Raw genomic sequence first — 17,743 nt, 5'->3', positions numbered from 1 at the left:
GACAATCGGGGGCATGGACGTCGATCTGCACGAGCTGCTGAGGTCCCTGCGGGTGTGGGACCCGGCGGTCACCGACCTGCCGCCGTTCGACCCGGACGCGGCGCCCGCCGAACCGCTGCCGCTGTTCGCACGGTGGTTCGCCGAGGCGGTGGCGGCCGGGCAGCCCGAGCCGCACACCATGGCGCTGGCCACCGCGGACGCCGGGGGCCTGCCGGACGTGCGGATCGTGATGCTGCACGGCGCGGACGCCGACGGCTGGTCCTTCGCGACCCACGCGCACAGCCGCAAGGGGGACCAGCTCGCCGGCCGCCCGTACGCCGCGCTGTCCTTCTACTGGCCGGTGCTGGGCCGCCAGGTGCGGGTGCGCGGGCCCGTCGGCGCCGCGCCGGCCGAGGAGGGGCGGGCGGATCTGCGGGCCCGCTCCACCGGGGCGCTGGCCGCCGCGCTGACCGGCGGACAGAGCGCCGTCCTCGGCTCGGTGGAAGAACTGGCCCGCGCCTCCGAGGAGGCATGGGAGCGGGCGCGGGTGGAGCCGGACGCCCCGGTGCCGTCGTGGACCTTGTACCGGCTGCTCCCGGACGAGGTGGAGTTCTTCCAGGGCGACGCCCGGCGGCGGCACGTCCGGCTGCGCTACCGCCGCGAGGAGCGGGGGTGGGTCAGGGAGCTGCTGTGGCCGTGAGCGCGTCGGGGCCGGGCTCCGGATCGGTCGCGAGGCGGGCGTGCAGATGGGCGTCGCGGAAGGCGTCGAGGCGGCCGGCCTCGAAGATCGCCCCGCGCAGGGTCCCCTCGGGGCGGAACCCGCACCGCGTGGCGACCCGGCAGGACGCCCCGTGCCCCAGCGCGTGGTTCAGCTCCAGCCGGTGCAGGCCGCGCCCGGTCAGGGCCCAGTGGGCGGCGAGCAGCAGGGCCCTGGTGGCGACCCCCCGGCCGCGCGCCTCCGGGAGCACCCAGTAGCCGATCGAGCCGCGCCGCAGCACCGGGTGGATCTCGTTGACGCCGATGTGCCCCAGCGTCGTACCGCTGCCGGCGTCGGTGACGCGGAAGGACGCCCCCGTGCCGTCCGTGTCGCACGCGGCGCCGCGGCGCAGGGACTCCCGGGCGCTGTCGGCGTCCGTGATCGACCGGAACGGAGTGTTCCAGCGGCGGAACTCCGGGTCGCCGAGGCCGCGCAGCCACGCCTCCACGTCGGCCGGGGACTCCGGGTCCCAGGGACGCAGGTGCAGACCGTGACCGCGGAGTTCGGGCAGGGGGCGGGACCGGCCGCCCTCGCGTGGGGAGGGCGGCCGGCTGCGCTCGCGTGAGGAGGACATGAGGACATTCAAACGCGGGATCCCTCCACACGTGATCAATCCGCAACCAATTCCGGTCTTGACCGAGACCCATCAACCAGGTGCGGGATTACGCTCGCGCTCATGACCGACTCCCCCACTTCCGCGCAGTCCGCCGCGCCCCACCCGGCGGACCACCCCGTCTACGTCGTCGGCGGCGGCCCAGGGGGACTCGCCGTCGCCCACGCCCTGCGCGCGCGGGGGGTCCGGGCCGTGGTCCTGGAACGGTCGGACCGTGTGGGGGACTCGTGGCGGCGCCATTACGACCGGCTGCGCCTGCACACCACCCGGCGGCTGTCCGCCCTGCCGGGGCTGCCCATGCCGCGCCGGTTCGGCCGGTGGCCGTCCCGGGACGACATGGTCCGGTACCTGGAGAAGTACGCCGAGCACCACCGCCTGGAGATCGTCACCGGGGTCGAGGTCTCCCGGGTCGAGCGCGCCCCCGACGGCGCCGGCTGGCTGCTGCGCGCCACCGGGGGCCGCGAACTGACCGGCGCCGCGGTCGTCGTCGCCACCGGCTACAACCACACGCCGCGCCTTCCCGACTGGCCCGGCCGGGACGCGTACACCGGCGAGCTGCTGCACGCCGCCGCCTACCGCAACGCCCGGCCCTTCGCGGGGCGGGACGTGCTCGTCGTGGGCGTCGGCAACACCGGGGCCGAGATCGCCGTGGACCTGGTGGAGGGGGGCGCCTCCCGGGTGCGGCTGGCGGTGCGCACCCCGCCGCACATCGTGCGCCGCACGACCGCCGGCTGGCCCTCGCAGTACTCCGCCGTCCTGGTGCGCCGCCTTCCGGTCGGCCTGGTCGACCGGCTGTGCCGGGTGCAGGCGAGGGTCGCGCTGCCCGACCTGTCGGCCCACGGCCTCCCGCTCCCCCGCTCCGGGCTCTACAGCCGGGTGCTGGAGGGCGCCATCCCGGTGCAGGACGTCGGCCTCGTCGACGCCGTGCGCCGGGGCGCGGTGGAGGTCGTGGCCGCCGTGGAGGGCTTCGAGGGGGGCGAGGTCGTCCTGGCCGACGGCGACCGCATCGCGCCCGACGCGGTCGTCGCGGCCACCGGTTACGTCCGTGGCCTGGAGGGCCTGGTCGGCGGCCTCGGTGTCCTGGACGACCGCGGCTCACCGGTCGTGCGCGGCGCCCGCACCCCGGACCACGCCCCCGGCCTCTACTTCACCGGCTTCACCAGCCCCATCAGCGGCAACCTCCGCGAACTCGCCCTCGACGCGGAGCGGATCGCCCGGGCGGTGTCCCGCGCGGGGGCGGGAGTCTCCCGGCTGCCGGGATGACACGGGGCCCCGGAGGGGGCCGGCACGGACGGTGACGGCGGCCGGGCGCGGCGCCGTCACGGAGCCCCGACGGCCCGCCGGTCCCGGGTCAGGATCCGCAGGTCGCCGGCGTCCGGGTCGCCGAACAGCAAGAACAGCTCGGGAGCCCCGGCGGTCCCGCCGATCGTCCACACCGTCTCCCGGCCGCAGCCGCCGTCAAGGCGCAGGAGGACGCCGTCCCGCTCCCCAGCGGGGCGAAGAGGACCGCGCAGAGCAGCCCGAACGCTCCGTCGTGCCCGGCGCCGTGGTCGTCGGCGCCGCTGTCGGCGACGACCCACCACAGCAGTCCGGCCGCGGGCAGCTGCCCCGCGCACAGCGCGGCGGCCGTGTGCGGACCGGTCCGCCGCCCGCCTTCCCCGCGCCCCGTGCGCGCAGCGTACGCGCGGGACGATCACGGGCGTCCGCCGGGGACGTGCCGTGCGGCCGGCGAACGGGCGGGCGGGCCGTCAGGCGGGCGGTCGGGCCGTCAGGCGGGCGGTCGGGCCGTCAGGGGGCCGCGGGAGCCGGTGCGGACGGGCGGTGGCGGATCACCAGGGCCATCAGCGCCGCCGCCGCGCACAGCGCTCCCGAGGCGTACCAGACCACGTCGTAGGAGCCGAAGGTGTCGCGTGCGACGCCGCCGAGGAAGGCGACCACGGCGGCACCCACCTGGTGGGAGGCGAGGACCCAGCCGAAGACGATGGGGCTGTCGTCGCCGTAGTGCTCGCGGCACAGGGCGAGGGTGGGCGGGACGGTGGCGACCCAGTCGAGGCCGTAGAAGACGATGAAGAAGATCATCGGCGGGTGGACGCTCGGCGCCAGCAGGATCGGCAGGAAGAGCAGGGAGATCCCGCGCAGGGCGTAGTAGACGGCGAGCAGGCGGCGGGAGTCGAAGCGGTCGGTGAACCAGCCGGAGGCGATCGTGCCGACGACGTCGAAGACGCCGATGACGGCGAGCAGGGAGGCTGCGGTCGTGATGGGCATGCCGTGGTCGTGGGACGCGGGCACGAAGTGGGTCTGGATCAGGCCGTTGGTGGAGGCGCCGCAGATGGCGAAGGTGCCGGCCAGCAGCCAGAACGGGCCGGTGCGCACCGCCGAGGACAGCACCTTGAGCGCACGCCGGGCGGCCCCGGGCACGGGGGCCGGCTTGGGCACGAACTCCCGCGCGCCGTACGGCTTCTGGCCCACGTCGGCCGGGTGGTCGTGCAGCAGCAGCCAGACGAACGGGACCACGGCGAGCGCGGCGAGCGCCACCGTGACGGCCGCCGGGCGCCAGTCGTGGGTGTCGACGATCCAGGACAGCACGGGCAGGAAGATCAGCTGTCCGGAGGCGGACGCGGCGGTGAGGATGCCGCTGACCAGGCCGCGCCGCTCGGTGAACCAGCGGTTGGTGACGGTCGCGGCGAAGGCCAGCGCCATGGAGCCGGAGCCGAGGCCCACCAGCAGGCCCCAGCACAGCATCAGCTGCCAGGCCGCGGTCATCCACACCGTCAGGCCCGAGCCGAGCGCGATCACGGTGAGCGCGACGGCGACGACCTTGCGGATGCCGTAGCGGTCCATGAGCGCCGCGGCGAACGGCGCGGTGAGGCCGTACAGCGCGAGGTTCACCGAGACGGCCGCGCCGATGGTGCCGCGCGACCAGCCGAACTCCTCATGCAGCGGGTCGATGAACAGGCCCGGTACGGAGCGGAAGGCGGCGGCGCCGATGATCGTCACGAAGGTGACGGCGGCGACGAACCACGCGCGGTGGACGCGGGTGCGGGTCGGCTTGCGGCCGCCCGCGGGCGGCTGCACGGCGGCGGCTGTCTCGCTTGTCTGGGTCACGCCCTAGAGCTTCGGGGGTGGGGAACGCCGCATCGAGTGGCCGGAAGGACAGCATTCGTTAGGATCGGGCCATGGATCCGGTCGAGCCCACGCCCTCCTCCGCCGACGTCCGGCCGCACCGTGTCGTCGTCCTCGCCCTGGACGGGCTGCTCCCGTTCGAACTGGGCATCCCGCACCGCATCTTCGGCCGCCCGAGGGACGACCGGGGCCGGTACCTGTACGAGGTGGTCACCTGCTCGGTCCGGCCGCCCGGCCCGGTCGAGACCGACGCCGACTTCTCCGTCCACGTCGCGCACGGCCCGGAGGCCCTCGCCACCGCCGACACGGTGATCGTCCCCGCCTCCTACGAGCTCGGGCCGGTGTACGAGCGGGGCGAGCTGACCGACGACCTGGCCGCCGCCCTCGCCCTGGTCCGCCCCGGCACCCGGCTCGCCTCCATCTGCACCGGCGTGTACGTGCTGGCCGCCGCCGGTTACCTCGACGGCCGCCCCGCGACCACGCACTGGGCCGACTCCGAGCGCTTCCAGCGGCTCTTCCCCCGGATCGCGGTCGACCCGGAGGTGCTGTTCGTGGACGACGGCGACATCCTGACCTCGGCGGGCGTCGCGGCCGGCATCGACCTGTGCCTGCACATGGTGCGGCGCGACCACGGAGCGGCCGTCGCCAACGACGTGGCCCGGCGCACGGTGGTGCCGCCGCACCGCGACGGCGGGCAGGCGCAGTACATCCGGCGGCCGGTGCCCGATCCGCAGCAGGCGTCCACGAGCGGCGCCCGCGCGTGGGCGCTGGACCGGCTGCACGAGCCGATCCAGCTGCGCGACCTGGCCGCGCGGGAGGCGATGTCGGTACGCACCTTCACGCGCCGCTTCCGCGAGGAGGCCGGTGTCAGTCCGGGGCAGTGGCTGACGCAGCAGCGGGTGGAGCGGGCCCGGCACCTGCTGGAGTCCACCGATCTGTCGGTGGACCAGGTGGCCCGGGACGCCGGTTTCGGTACGGCCCAGTCGATGCGGCAGCACCTCCAGGCGGCGCTGGGGGTGACGCCGACGGCGTACCGGCGGACCTTCCGGGCGGGCGGGCGACCGCGGTCCGGCGCGCCCGCGACGGCCGGGGCGTGAGCGGCCCCCCACTCCGCTGAACCCGCTCCCGCTTGTCCACAGCCTGTGGACAAGCGGGATGCCGCAGCCCCCGCCGTCGATCGCGGTGCGGCGCTGTCGCCCCGAGCACGGCAGCGCCGCACCGCCTTTCCGGCTTCGGCGCTCCCGCCCGGGTTCCCCTCGGCCCTGAGGGAACCGACGCCGAATCACGACCCACACTCGCCGAGGACTCCCGTCGTCGAGCCCTCGCCGTCCCCTCGCGGCGAACCGTTGACGACCAGCGTGATCAAACGGTCACGGCGCGTCAACACCGATTCGAGTGAGAAAGGGAGGAATGCGCCATACGTCCTGTTCACAGGCACCGCGCACGGAAGCACACCCGGCGCACCGACTCCCGCACACCCCCGCACGCCCGGCCCACCGTGCCCCCATGCCCTCACCCCGTCCGCCCCACCCCCAAGGGGCGCGGGGAACTGCGCGACCGGCCACGCCCGACCGGCACCCGGCGAACGGCCCACACCACGGGCTCCGCGACCGAACGCCGCACACCGGAACACCGCGCCCCGGAACGCCGCGCCCCGCGCGTACTCACACCGCTTCGTACGCCAGCCCGTCGTACGCCGTCGAGCCGCCGCAGGCCCGCGCGGCCTCGGACGTCCGCGCACAGCGGTCCAGTTCGCACCAGATGCGCTTGCCGGCGCCCTCCGCGCTCCAGCCCCAGCGGTCGGCCAGTCCGTCCACGAGGGCGAGTCCGCGCCCGCCGGTGGCCTCTCCGTCCACGCAGCGCGGCACCGGCGCCCTGCCGCTGCGGTCGGCCACCTCCAGGCGGACGGTGACCTCCTCGGGCGCCTCCGTGCCCGGCAGGGACAGTCGCAGCACGGCGGGACGGCCGGTGTGCACCACGGCGTTGGTGACGAGCTCCGAGACGAGCAGGATCAGGGTCTCGGCGAGGGGTTCGTCGGCCTGTATGCCGGACACGGCCAGCCGCGAACGGGCCCACCGCCGGGCCCGTCCCACCTCAGCGGGGTCGGGCCGGACATCCAGCTGCACTTGAAGCACCTGCACCGCTCACACCATCCGAACCGGCGGACACTTAGGCTCGCGCCTCACGAGGGCCACGATCGTAGCCATTCTCTGCATGGCCAGAACAACGGCCGGGACGGGAGTCACGGACCGTGAATCCCTTGTGGGGAAGCATGGTTGACGTACAGTCACGCCAACAAGCGCTTCGGGCATATTCCAGCGCGAAGGAGTACATGTGCGGCATACTGTGCGACGCCCGCCGCGGGAAGTCGAACAGTCGGCGGCGTTTCGCCTGGCCACACGGCGAGCGGCGGCAGGCACCGGCGGAGACGGAGTCGCCTCGGGGGCGACTCCGCCGCGGTGCGTGCTCCCAACGACTCGCATCCCACACAAGGTACCGGAGCGGACGTCCGACTCCATGCCGTGACGAGTCGCGCACAGGACACAAGCCGGTATCAACGCTCCGTGATCACAGCAATGCCACGATCCGTGACATCGCGCGGCGGCTCCCCGGGGGGACCTACTCGGGGACGGTGAAGTAACGGGCGAAGGCGCGCACGATCTCTTCCTCGTCGATCCGCCCGTCGCCGTCCGCGTCCAGCGCGGCAGCCGCCGCGCGGGCGGCCTCCTCCGGCACACCGAGCACCGCGATGACACGCGCGGTGGCCTCGACGGTCACCGCGGCGTCGTCCCCGGGGCCGGCCACGGCGAGCGCCGCGTGCAGGAAGGGGCGGGCGATCTCGGCGAACCGCTCCGGGTTGTCCCGCAGCCGCTTGAGCGCGCCGTTCACGAACTCCTCGCGCGTGATGCGCTGGTCGCCGTCCCGGTCCGCGATGCCCGCCATGCCCTGCCAGAACGCCTCGGCCCCGATGTACAGGGCCTGGCCCCGGTCGGAGCGGGCCGCGGTGCCGAACTCGGCGAGGAGCGCCTTGGCCGCTCCGCTGAAGTCCTCGCGGTCGATGTACCCGTTGCCGTCCTGGTCGAAGGTGGCGAACCGGGCCGCGATCCTGCGTTCGTACTCGCTGGTGACCATGTCTCTTTCAGGCCGCCTTAGGTCAGTGGGTCGTCTCGCTGGGAGCGTACGGGGTGAAGGGGTGCCCGGGAGCGCGAAAACGACGCCTGCACCAAGACCGGGGGAAGAACGGGACAACCGTGTGACACGTGTGAGCGGACGCGCCCCTCACGCGGACAGCGGGCGGGAGTCCTCGTCGACCGCGGACGGGACGTCCGGGTGGATCTCGAAGAGGCGGCGGACGCCGAGGGCGCCGAGCACCTTGTTGACGTGGCTGCCGTCGGCGGCGCCCCGCGCGGGCAGGATCAGCCGCAGGCTGCCCTGACAGGAGCGCAGCAGCCGGCGGGAGGCTATGAGCACGCCGACCCCGCTGGAGTCGCAGAACCACACCTCGGAGAGATCGAGGACGAGGCGGTGCCCGCCCTCGGCCACCACGTCGTGCACCCGCTGGCGCAGCACCGGGGACGTCACCAGGTCCAGCTCGCCCGACACGCGGAGCACGGTCCATTCACCGTGCTCCTGGTCGGTCACTTTGAAGGTCACCACCACGCCCCTCACTCGCCGAAACGGAAGCAGTCCCTACGCTTCCTTGCAGCGCGGCTGCCCACCGGCCGTTCCCTGAAACACGGCCCCAGAAACAGGAATCGAAGGGAAAGGGCTTGTTTTAGTCACCTTCGATCCGATTCGATCGGTTCCGATCGGCGCGCGGGAGGGTAGACGCGATCCGAACGACGTCCGACGTACCGGGGCGACCCCTTACCACCTGCGGCTCCGTCGGGGGCGCACATTGCCGCAAAGGGGCGTGCGTCCTTGTACGTGCCGACTACATTCGTGAAGCTGCCGGCCACACGCTGGACCCGGGCACGACCGGCCCGGGACGTGGGGAGGAACAGGGGGTGAGGGGCCGCATGGCACACAGGGACGTACCGCCCCGGTGGGACCGCAAGATGCAGCAGCGGCTCGCCCGTGGGGAGGCGGCGGCCCTCGGTGAGCTCTACGACCGCTTCGCCTCCCTCGTGCACGGCCTCGCCCACCGTGTCGTCGGCGACGAACACGCGGCCGACGCCGTCACCCGCGACGTCTTCGCCCACGTCTGGGAGCACCCGGACGCCTACGACCCCCGGCAGGGACCGCTGCGCACCTGGCTCGCCGCGCTGACCAGCCGGCTGGCCGTGCAGCGGCTGCGCACCACCGGCACGGCGGCGCTCGCCCGGGGCGGCCCCGGCAGCGCGGAGGACGTCGAGCGCACGGTGCGCCACGCCTCGGTGGCCGCCCGCGCCGACTACATCGTCCAGTCCATGCCGGCACCGCTGCGGGCCGCCCTGGAGCTGGCCTACTTCCAGCGCCGCGACTACCGCCAGACGGCCCTCGACCTGGGCGTCACCGACGACGAGGCCCGCCGCCGGCTCCGCCTGGGCCTGCAACTGCTGGCCACCGCGCACGACACCGAGGCCCCGGGCGCCCCGCCCCGCATCGGGGGTGCCGCATGAGCGAGCACCGCCACGAGGCGTACGCGTCCACCCCGGGTCCGCACCCCCACGGCACCGGACCGCACCCCTGCGACACCGGGCCGTACGACGACACCGGCGCGGCGGCGCACCCCCCGGACGCACCGGACGGACCACCCCTCGTGCTGGAGCACCACGTGCTGAAGTCGCTGCTGGGTGCCTGGGCACTCGCCGCCTGCGGGCCGGCCGAGGCGGAGGCCGTCGAGGAACACCTCGGCGCCTGCGGACCCTGCGCGGACGAGGCGCTGCGGCTGCGTGAGGCGGTCGGCCTCCTCCAGCGGCCCGAGACCCTCGACCTCGATCCCGCCCTGCGCACCCGCGTCCTGGAGTCCTGCCTGGAGCGGCGCCCGCCGCGCATCCCCGTGCCGGAGTGGGCCGCCGCCTACGACGCCGAGACCGCGCGGCTGGACGCTCTGCTCCAGGACTTCGGGGACTCCGAGTGGCACGCCCCGGTGCGGCTGCGCTGGTACGAGGCCGACGAGGCGACCACCCGCCGGACCACCGTCGCCGGGGTCATCGCGCACCTGATGACGGTGGACGGGCTGGTCGCGGTCACCCTCGGCCTGGACGACCCGCTCGGCGACGCCGCCCCCGCCCGGCCCACGCCGTGGGACCGCACCGAGGCGTACTGGCGGACCGCCCGTGTGCCGCCCACCCGCTCCGTGCGCACGCCCTGGCGCGAGCAGAGCCACGCCCTGGTGCGGACGGTGTCGTTCACCGGCGGCGGCACCGGCCGGATGCCGGTGTCGTACGGCGACTACGAACTGCCGCTGCACGACGCGATGCTGGACCGCGCCTTCGAGTGCTGGGTGCACGCGGAGAACATCGCCGAGGCGGTGGACTACCCCTACGACCCGCCCACCGGGCGCCATCTGCACCACATCGTCGACCTGGCGGCGCGGATGCTCCCGGCCGTCCTGGAGCACCGCCGCCTCCACGGGCTGGCCTCCCCCGTCGAACGGCGCCTGGTCGCCGCCGGTGAACCCGGGCGCAGCCTGCGGCTGGAGATCGAGGGATCCGGCGGAGGGGAGTGGCTGATCCCGCTGGACTCGCCCGCCGCGAAGGGCTCGGCGGAGCACGAGGTGGCCCATGTGGCGCTGGACGGCGCGGAGTTCTGCCGGCTGGCGGCGGGCCATGTGCCGCCGCTGGACGCGGCCGCCGGGCAGGTCGGCGACCGCGCGGCGATCAAGGACGTGCTGTACGCGGCGGCGAGCATGAGCCGGATCTGAGCGCGAGCGCCCGGCCCTCGGGGGCCGGCCGCCGACGAAACGGCGTCCGGGGTCAGGCGAAGACGACCGTCCGTCGCCCGTTCAGCAGGATCCTGCGCTCCGCGTGCCACTTCACCGCGCGCGCGAGCGCCTGGCACTCCACGTCCCGCCCGATGGCGACGAGCTGGTCGGGCGTGACGTCGTGTCCCACCCGCTCGACCTCCTGCTCGATGATCGGCCCCTCGTCGAGGTCGGCCGTCACATAGTGCGCGGTCGCGCCGATGAGCTTCACGCCCCGCGCGTGCGCCTGGTGGTACGGCTTCGCGCCCTTGAAGCTCGGCAGGAAGGAGTGGTGGATGTTGATGATGCGCCCGGAGAGCTGCTTGCACAGGTCGTCGGAGAGGACCTGCATGTAGCGGGCGAGGACGACGAGCTCGACGTCCTCCTCGCGCACGATCTCCAGCAGCTTCGCCTCGGCCTCCGCCTTGGTGTCCCGCGTCACCGGAATGTGGTGGAACGGGATGTTGTACGAAGCCACCAGCTCGGCGAAGTCGGTGTGATTGGACACCACTCCGGCGATCTCCACGGGCAGGGCGCCGGTCCGCGCGCGGAACAGCAGGTCGTTCAGGCAGTGCCCGAACCTGCTGACCATGAGCAGGATGCGCATCTTCTCGTCGGCCCGGTTGATCTGCCACTCCATCTGGAAGGAGTCGCCGATCGCCGCGAAGCTCGCCCGCAGCTTCTCCACGGTCACCGGGGCGTCCGCCGAGAAGTGGACGCGCATGAAGAACAGTCCCGTGTCGTGGTCACCGAACTGCTGGCTGTCCTCGATGTTGCAGCCGGTCATGAACAGATAGCTCGACACGGCGTGCACGATGCCCTGCTTGTCGGGGCAGAACAGGGTGAGGACGTACTGGTCGGCCGGGGCCGCGGCGCGGGTGGACTGCTCGCTCATGCGAAAAGGGTCGCACACGCGGGGTCACGGCCGGCCCGCCGTTCCGCTAGGCGGACCGTGTCAGGATCCGCAGCACCTCGAGGGTGCTCGGCGGGACGTCGGGGTCCTCGCCGTCGCTCGCCGCCATCCGCACGTGCGCGTCCCTCGCCGCCCGCACCGCCTCCGGCCACGCCTCGTGCTCCAGGTACGCGGTCACCGGGGCGTCCGGGCCGACCTGGTGCATGATCCGCAGCACCCGCAGCACCGCCGTGTCGACCAGCGCCGCCTCCTGGGAGTCGCGGAAGATCGTGCCGACGTACTTCTCGGCGGACCAGTTGTCCAGCCAGGTGTCCTCGACCAGCCGGTAGACGGCGTCGGTGACGTCGCCGTAGCCGGGCACCCCGGCCAGCCAGACGTCCCGCTGGAACACGGGGTCGGAGAGCATGTGCAGCGCGGAGCGCACATTGCTGCGCCAGCGCCACCACGGCATGTCGTTGAGTGGCATGCCGCCCATGGTGGAGGAGCGACGGCCGCGACGGGAAGAGTTCTCCGAACCTTGCACGGTCATCGATCGTACGTTTTCCCGCCCCTCCCGTCGCACCGGACCCCGCAATTCACCTCCACGTCACCGGCCGTTGACCAAGGGTCACTCCAGGATTGGCCGTGTGGCGGAATCGTGCGGAAGCATGACCGGCAGGCGACAGACCCGTAGCACGCTCCTCCCCCGCCTCCTCCCCCGCCCCGTCAGAGCCGGCGTCCTGGCCACGGGCGCCCTGGTGGCGTGCGCGTCCCTCGCCGCCGGCTGCGGAATCGTCCCGGGTGCCACGGGAGGCTCCGACGACGACACCATCACCGTGATGACGTGGGCGCCCCAGGGCACCAAGGCCACCAACAAGCCCGGAATGCCGGCCTTCGCCCAGGCCTACGCCCGTTGGATCAACGCCCAGGGCGGCATCAACGGCCGCCGGATCAACGTGCTGACCTGCAACGACAACAACGACACGGTGACCGCCGCGCGCTGCGCCCGGCGCGCGGTGCAGGAGCGGGCCGTCGCGGTCGTCGGCTCCTACAGCCAGCACGCCGACTCCTTCATGCCGACCCTGGAGGGCGCCGGCATCCCGTACATCGGCGGCTACGGCATCACCACCAACGAGTTCACCAGCCCCCTGTCCTACCCGGTCAACGGCGGGCAGCCGACGCTGCTGGCCGGACTCGGCCGCACCCTCGCCGACAGCTGCGGACCGGTCACCCTGATCCGGCCCGACACCATCGCCGGCGACCAGCTGCCCCCGCTGCTCGACTCGGGCCTGAAGGCCGGCGGGCACGCGCTCTCCGGGGACCAGCGGGCGGCCGAGGACGCCACCTCGTACGAGGGGCAGGCCCAGCGGGCGCTGGAGCGCGCCACCGCCGACCCCTCCGAGCAGGGCTGTGTGGTGCCCGCCCTGGGCGACCGCACCAACACCTTCATGGACTCCTTCCGGCGGGCCCGCGCCGACTACCCCGACGTGCGCACCGCGACCGTGCTGGGCAGCGTCGACCAGTCGACGATCGACGCGTCTGGCGGGGCGTCGGGACCGTACGAGGGGTCGTACGTCACCGGCTGGTACCCGGCGGCGAGCGACGCGCGCTGGGACCCGATGAAGAAGGTGATCAAGCAGGAGGCGTTCGGCGACAACCGGATCGACGCCGCCGACGCCGGGGTGCAGACCACCTGGATCGCCTACACCGTGTTCCGGCAGGTCGTCGAGTCGCTCGGCGACGGCGAGGTGAGCGCCGACACCGTGAGCGGGGCGCTGGACGGCGGGCTGAAGGTCACCACGGGCGGGCTCACCCCCACCCTGCGGTGGAAGTTCCAGGACGAGCTCGCCGCCGTCGGCTTCCCCCGGCTGGTCAACGCGAACGTGACCCTCCAGGTGGTCGAGGACGGCCGGCTGGTGGCGGCCCGCAAGGGCTTCACCGATGTGACGAAGACGCTGCGGGAAGCGGACCTGGCCTGATCCGCCCGGCCCGGCGGCCGGGCGGACGCGCGGGCTCCCGCGTCACAGCTGGGTCGGCTGCCGTTCGGTCAGGCCGTACTGGCGGGCGATCGCGTTCCACAGCTTGGCGGCCTTGGCCTTCTCGGTGGTCGCGGTGCCGCTGGCCCGGTTGCCGGCCTGGGTCTGGGCGGTCGTACGGGCCTGGCCCTTCTTGCAGACCTTGCCCTTGGCGCCCGCGGCCTGGTCGGCCCAGGCCGCGTAGTGGTTGTCGGCCGAGGCCGACGCCTGCCACGCCTTGGTGAGCGCGGTGGTCAGCGCCTGGTGGTCGGGCAGCTGGTCCACCGACAGGGCGGACAGGTCCTTCACCAGCTGGTTGCGCTGCTCGGCCGCGTCCCGCAGGTCCTTGGCCGCCTGGCCGAGGTCGCGGCAGGCCTTCACGTCGCCCACCGCGTTGATCACGACCGTCCGGCTGTCGCCGCTGTCCGCCAGCAGCTTGTCCAGCTCGACGGCCTGCTGACGGACCGGGTCGACGGACGGCGAGGCGGAGCTCTCCTCACCGGCCGGGGCGGTGGCGGACACGGTCTGGTTGTCGCCGCCGTCGTCGTCGCCGCCCCCGCTGCCGAGCAGGGCGCCCGCGCCGACGCCGAGGATCGCGATGCCGACGCCGACCGCCGCGATCAGCGGCACCCGCGAACCGGTGCGGCCCCCGCCGCGGCCGCCCCGGCCGCCGCCCGCCGGGGCCGGCGGGCCGGGCGGGACGGGGGCGCCGCGGCCGGGCTGTCCGTGGCCCACGCGCGGGAGCTGCTGGGTGGATCCGGCCGGGCCGGCGTCGCTGCGGAAGAGGTTGTCGAACTCGGCGGGCGGCTGCCGGTTGCCCTCACCGGCCGGCGGGCCGCCGTAGGGCTGGTCGGTGACGGGGGCGATGTACTGGGTGGCCTCCGCGTCGGGGCCGCCGGCGGGCGGCAGGGGGCCGGCGCCCGCACCGGGAGCGCCCTGCGGGGCGCGGCCCAGGAACCGGGTCGTCTCGGAGTCGTGGGCGGCGGGCATCTCGGGCGGCAGCGCGCCCGGGCCCACCGGGGGTATGTACTGCGTCGCCCCCTCGTCGGGACCGCCGGCGGCCACCGGCGGCAGGTATTGGGTGGCGCCCTCCGACCCGTCGGGCGCGGCGGGCGGCAGCGGGGCGCCGCCGGCCGGGGAGCCGTAACCGCCCGGGGCGGGCGCGCCGTAGGCGCCGCCGTTCGCCGGGGGCAGCGGGGCTCCGTGCGGGCCCTGGTGCCCGCCGTGGGCCCCGCCCGCGGCGGGACCGTACGCGTCGCCACCGTGGGAGGCGTGCGCGGCTCCCACGCCGTACCCGGAGTCCAGCTGCGGCAGGGGCGCCGCGGCGCCGTTCCCCGCGCCGCCGGCGCCCTGGCCGTACGCGTCACCGGCGCCGTATCCCGCGCCCGGCTGGGGCTGCGGTGCGCCGGCGTGCCCGTCGTACGGGCCGCCGTGAGGCGGCGCGCCCTCGGGCGGCAGCGCGCCGGGGCCCGGGGACGGGGCCTGCGCGCCCCAGGGGGACTGCTCCGGGGTGCCCCAGTGCCCGTCGGGTGCGGGCTGCCAGTCCTGGCCGGGCGGCGGGGCCGGCGTCTGCTGGTCGCCGGGGCCCCACGGGGTGCCCCAGGTCTGGCCGCCGGGCGGGGCCGAGGCGGGGAACTCCCCGCCGGAGCCCCGGCCGTCCGCGCCGCCGCCGGGCGCGACCGGTCCGGCCGTCATGCCCGGCAGCAGGGGCTCTCCACCGTCGGAGGGCAGCACGATGCCTTCGCGCGCGATGCGCGGCGAGGGCTCCTCGCCCTGTCCACTCTGCGTCACCGGGACTCCTACATATGGGGGACCTTGTGAATCGTCGGCTCACGCTACCGGGTCCCCGGAGCCCGGTGCCACGCAGCACAGAACCCGACCTCCTGCCCTGTGAGCGCGGTAACAAAACCGGGTCACCGCACGCCGCTTGCTTCACCTCCTCCACACCGTCACGTCATCCCCCGGCCGTCAGGCGGCCGTCTGGAGCTCCATCCGCGCCCCGAACTCCCTGACCACCGACTCCTCCCGGTACGGCTCCAGGCGCTGCTGGAGGTCCTCCAGGTACTCGGCGCCCCGGTTGGAGCGCAGTCCGTCGAGCAGTTCCACCGCTTTGAGGCCCGTACTGCAGGCCTGCTCGATTTCACGTTGCTGCACTTGTGCGGTGGCCAGCAGCACGTAGCCGATGGCCCGCCGCCGCGCCCGCGCCGGCGGATGCCTGTCCAGGGCGTCCCGGGCGCAGCGCGCGGCGGCCTCCGCCTGGCCGAGGTCGCGGTGGCAGTGCGCCAACTCGTCGGCCAGGTACGCCTCGTCGAAGTGGGCGATCCACGCCGGGTCGTCACCGGCCGCCGGATCGGCCCCCTCCATCGCGTTCACCGCGCGCCCGGCCGCCGTCTGCGCGGCGAACGCGTCCCCCATCAGCGCGTGCCCGCGCGCCTCCGCCGCGTGGAACATCGCCTGCGCGCGGGGCGTCACCCGGCCCCGCGCGCCCTCCTGCGCCGCCCGCGCCAACTGCGCGATCTCCCGCGGGTTTCCGAGCTGCGCGGCCAGGTGGCTCATGGAGGCGGCGAGCACGTACCCGCCGTAGCCGCGGTCCCCGGCCGCCTGCGCCAGCCGCAGCGCCTGGATGTAGTAGCGCTGGGCGAGGCCCGGCTGCCCGGTGTCGACGGCCATGTACCCGGCGAGTTCGGTCAGCCGCGCGACCGCCGCGAACAGGTCGCGCCCCACCGCCTCCCGGTACGACCCCGCCAGCAGCCCCGAGACCACGCTGTTGAGGTAGTGCACCACGACCGGGCGGACGTGCCCGCTGCCGTACTGGTGGTCCAGGTCCACCAGCGCCTGCGTCATCGACCGCACGGCCGCCACGTCGGACTGTCCCACGCGCGGCCCGGCGGAGCGGGCCACCTGCCCGTCGGGGGCGGAGATCAGCCAGTCACGGCTCGGCTCCACCAGCGCGGAGGCGGCGACGGAGGATCCGGACAGGAAGTCCCGCCGGCCCACGTCGCTGCGCCACAGCTCGCAGACCTGCTCGATGGCCCCCAGCACCGTCGGCGAGAACTGGAGGCCGACCCCCGAGGCGAGGTTCTTGCCGTTGGCCATCCCGATCTCGTCGATCGTGACCGTACGGCCCAGCTTGCGGCCCAGCGCCTCCGCGATGATCGCCGGCGCCCGGCCCCGCGGCTGCTGCCCGCGCAGCCAACGGGCCACCGACGTCTTGTCGTAGCGCAGGTCGAGGCCGTGCTCCGCGCCGCACATGTTGACCCTGCGGGCCAGTCCGGCGTTGGAGCATCCGGCTTCCTGGATGAGCGCCTGCAGCCGTTCGTTCGGCTGCCGCGCGACGAGAGGCCTTGCGGCCATGGCGTACCCCCTGAGGCTGCGGTGCCTGCCCACGCACCGGGTTGACGTTCTTCCGCGGCCGTACTTCTCACGTCCCGGCGAGAAGAACCGGCCGTGAAGATCAATGCCCCGCCCAAGTGCCGACAATGCGAAGCATGTGAGGATTGCCGGGGTAACGGCTGATGCCGGCCCCCCTCGTGGTTACCCACCAGCGGATGCGGATCCTCCCGCGCGCCCCCGTGGATGCACCCATGCGCCCCGAACACGGAACCGGTGCTCCTCCCCCGCGCATGCGCGCGTGCGTAACCCCTGGTGACGGCCGTAGTTGTGTTCATCGTGGAAGAGACGATCGTGGGCACCGACGCCGTACAGATCCCGAAGCAGCGCGGGGAATCGCTGCTGGACGCCGCAGTGCGCTACGCCGAGGAGCGGCACTGGGACGTGTTCCCGGGCACCTGGCTGGAGGCCGTCGACGGAGTGCACCGCTGCTCCTGCGGTGACGCCGCGTGTCCGGCTCCCGGCGCGCACCCGGCCCGCCCGGACTGGGAGTCCGAGGCGACCGGCAGCGCCACCGTCGCCCGCCGGATGTGGCAGAAGCGGCCGACCGCCTCCATCCTGCTGCCCACCGGCCTGACGTTCGACGCGATCTCCGTCCCGGAGACGGCCGGGTTCCTGGCGCTCGCCCGGATGGAGCGGATGGAGCTGACGCTGGGGCCGGTGACGCTGACGCCGGACCGGCGCATGGAGTTCTTCGTGCTGCCCGGGGCCGCGGCGAAGGTGCCGGATCTGGTGCGCAGGCTCGGGTGGACGCTGTCGTCGCTCGACCTGACCGTGCGCGGCGAGGGCGAGTACGTCGCCGCGCCGCCCACGCGGTTCGGGTCGCGCGGGGCCGTGCAGTGGGCCTGCCGGCCGACGGCGGCGAACCGGTGGCTGCCGGACTCGGAGGAGTTGATCTCGCCGTTGGCGTACGCGTGCGGGAGGGAGCGGTAGGGGGCCGTCGGTTTCTGCGAGGGCCGGCCCCGTACGGTCCGTGGGTGGTTGCTGCGGGGTCCGGCGGGGTCCTGCCTCGGTCGTGCATGGTGCTGTGTGGTCCCGCGTGATCCTGCGTGGTCCTGCGGGGTCCCCGGTGCGGTTCTCGCGCCGT

The 17,743-nt window shown here is 74.3% G+C and carries 16 protein-coding genes; 7 read left to right on the top strand and 9 right to left on the bottom strand.

Going from position 1 to position 17,743, the window contains the following annotated elements:
* Window positions 1-13 precede the first annotated feature (13 nt).
* On the top strand, window positions 14-679 hold the full coding sequence (locus FHX78_RS19410; protein ID WP_145868690.1) for a pyridoxine/pyridoxamine 5'-phosphate oxidase: 666 nt from the start codon (window positions 14-16) through the stop codon (window positions 677-679).
* Here the strand turns inward: FHX78_RS19410 and FHX78_RS19405 are convergent.
* Window positions 657-1,310 (bottom strand): GNAT family N-acetyltransferase, encoded by a 654-nt coding sequence (locus FHX78_RS19405; protein WP_145868689.1) that lies wholly within the window; start codon window positions 1,308-1,310, stop codon window positions 657-659. The two genes, FHX78_RS19410 and FHX78_RS19405, sit on opposite strands and share 23 nt — an antisense overlap.
* A gap of 102 nt (window positions 1,311-1,412) precedes the next feature.
* Here FHX78_RS19405 and FHX78_RS19400 point away from each other — a divergent pair, with 102 nt between their 5' ends.
* Window positions 1,413-2,612, top strand: a complete 1,200-nt coding sequence (locus FHX78_RS19400; protein WP_145868688.1) for a flavin-containing monooxygenase — start codon at window positions 1,413-1,415, stop codon at window positions 2,610-2,612.
* 525 nt (window positions 2,613-3,137) lie between these two features.
* Here FHX78_RS19400 and FHX78_RS19395 read toward each other — a convergent pair.
* Window positions 3,138-4,454: an MFS transporter gene (locus FHX78_RS19395; RefSeq protein ID WP_145868687.1), complete on the bottom strand. Its 1,317-nt coding sequence runs from the start codon at window positions 4,452-4,454 to the stop codon at window positions 3,138-3,140.
* Between the two features lie 71 nt (window positions 4,455-4,525).
* On the opposite strand from FHX78_RS19395, the gene FHX78_RS19390 reads away from it, so the two are divergent.
* A complete protein-coding gene (locus FHX78_RS19390; RefSeq protein ID WP_145868686.1) occupies window positions 4,526-5,569 on the top strand; it encodes a GlxA family transcriptional regulator in 1,044 nt (347 codons plus the stop codon).
* Window positions 5,570-6,136: 567 nt separating this feature from the next.
* On the opposite strand, the gene FHX78_RS19385 is transcribed toward FHX78_RS19390, so the two are convergent.
* The 3 genes from FHX78_RS19385 to FHX78_RS19370 all read right to left on the bottom strand — a co-directional run bounded on the left by FHX78_RS19385 (window position 6,137) and on the right by FHX78_RS19370 (window position 8,132).
* Window positions 6,137-6,598: an ATP-binding protein gene (locus tag FHX78_RS19385; RefSeq protein ID WP_167531803.1), complete on the bottom strand. Its 462-nt coding sequence runs from the start codon at window positions 6,596-6,598 to the stop codon at window positions 6,137-6,139.
* Window positions 6,599-7,091: 493 nt separating this feature from the next.
* Window positions 7,092-7,604 (bottom strand): EF-hand domain-containing protein, encoded by a 513-nt coding sequence (locus FHX78_RS19375; RefSeq protein ID WP_145868683.1) that lies wholly within the window; start codon window positions 7,602-7,604, stop codon window positions 7,092-7,094.
* A 147-nt stretch (window positions 7,605-7,751) separates the two neighbouring features.
* A complete protein-coding gene (locus FHX78_RS19370) occupies window positions 7,752-8,132 on the bottom strand; it encodes an STAS domain-containing protein (protein WP_145868682.1) in 381 nt (126 codons plus the stop codon).
* Between the two features lie 359 nt (window positions 8,133-8,491).
* Here FHX78_RS19370 and FHX78_RS19365 point away from each other — a divergent pair, with 359 nt between their 5' ends.
* Window positions 8,492-9,073, top strand: coding sequence for a sigma-70 family RNA polymerase sigma factor (locus tag FHX78_RS19365; RefSeq protein WP_145868681.1), 582 nt, complete (start codon window positions 8,492-8,494; stop codon window positions 9,071-9,073).
* Window positions 9,070-10,320, top strand: coding sequence for a zf-HC2 domain-containing protein (locus tag FHX78_RS19360; RefSeq protein ID WP_145868680.1), 1,251 nt, complete (start codon window positions 9,070-9,072; stop codon window positions 10,318-10,320). Before FHX78_RS19365 ends, FHX78_RS19360 begins: the two co-directional genes overlap by 4 nt.
* A 52-nt stretch (window positions 10,321-10,372) precedes the next feature.
* Here the strand turns inward: FHX78_RS19360 and purU are convergent, their stop codons facing one another.
* The gene (purU, locus tag FHX78_RS19355) at window positions 10,373-11,254 is read right to left on the bottom strand and encodes a formyltetrahydrofolate deformylase (protein WP_145868679.1); all 882 of its coding nucleotides are present in this window, start codon (window positions 11,252-11,254) and stop codon (window positions 10,373-10,375) included.
* 46 nt (window positions 11,255-11,300) lie between these two features.
* Entirely contained in the window at window positions 11,301-11,801 is a 501-nt protein-coding gene (locus tag FHX78_RS19350; RefSeq protein ID WP_145868678.1) for an SCO4402 family protein, read from the bottom strand.
* A gap of 118 nt (window positions 11,802-11,919) precedes the next feature.
* On the opposite strand from FHX78_RS19350, the gene FHX78_RS19345 reads away from it, so the two are divergent.
* Window positions 11,920-13,230 (top strand): ABC transporter substrate-binding protein, encoded by a 1,311-nt coding sequence (locus tag FHX78_RS19345; protein WP_145868677.1) that lies wholly within the window; start codon window positions 11,920-11,922, stop codon window positions 13,228-13,230.
* Between the two features lie 42 nt (window positions 13,231-13,272).
* Here the strand turns inward: FHX78_RS19345 and FHX78_RS19340 are convergent, their stop codons facing one another.
* Window positions 13,273-15,057, bottom strand: a complete 1,785-nt coding sequence (locus FHX78_RS19340) for a hypothetical protein (RefSeq protein ID WP_229923882.1) — start codon at window positions 15,055-15,057, stop codon at window positions 13,273-13,275.
* 177 nt (window positions 15,058-15,234) lie between these two features.
* Window positions 15,235-16,620 (bottom strand): NsdA family TPR-like regulatory protein, encoded by a 1,386-nt coding sequence (locus FHX78_RS19335; protein WP_145868676.1) that lies wholly within the window; start codon window positions 16,618-16,620, stop codon window positions 15,235-15,237.
* 306 nt (window positions 16,621-16,926) lie between these two features.
* Here FHX78_RS19335 and FHX78_RS19330 point away from each other — a divergent pair, with 306 nt between their 5' ends.
* A complete protein-coding gene (locus tag FHX78_RS19330) occupies window positions 16,927-17,589 on the top strand; it encodes a bifunctional DNA primase/polymerase (protein ID WP_145868675.1) in 663 nt (220 codons plus the stop codon).
* The last annotated feature ends 154 nt before the right edge of the window (window positions 17,590-17,743 follow it).

The sequence above is a fragment of the Streptomyces capillispiralis genome (assembly GCF_007829875.1).
Lineage (GTDB): Bacteria > Actinomycetota > Actinomycetes > Streptomycetales > Streptomycetaceae > Streptomyces > Streptomyces capillispiralis.
This window is presented reverse-complemented; position numbering and strand designations above follow the sequence as displayed.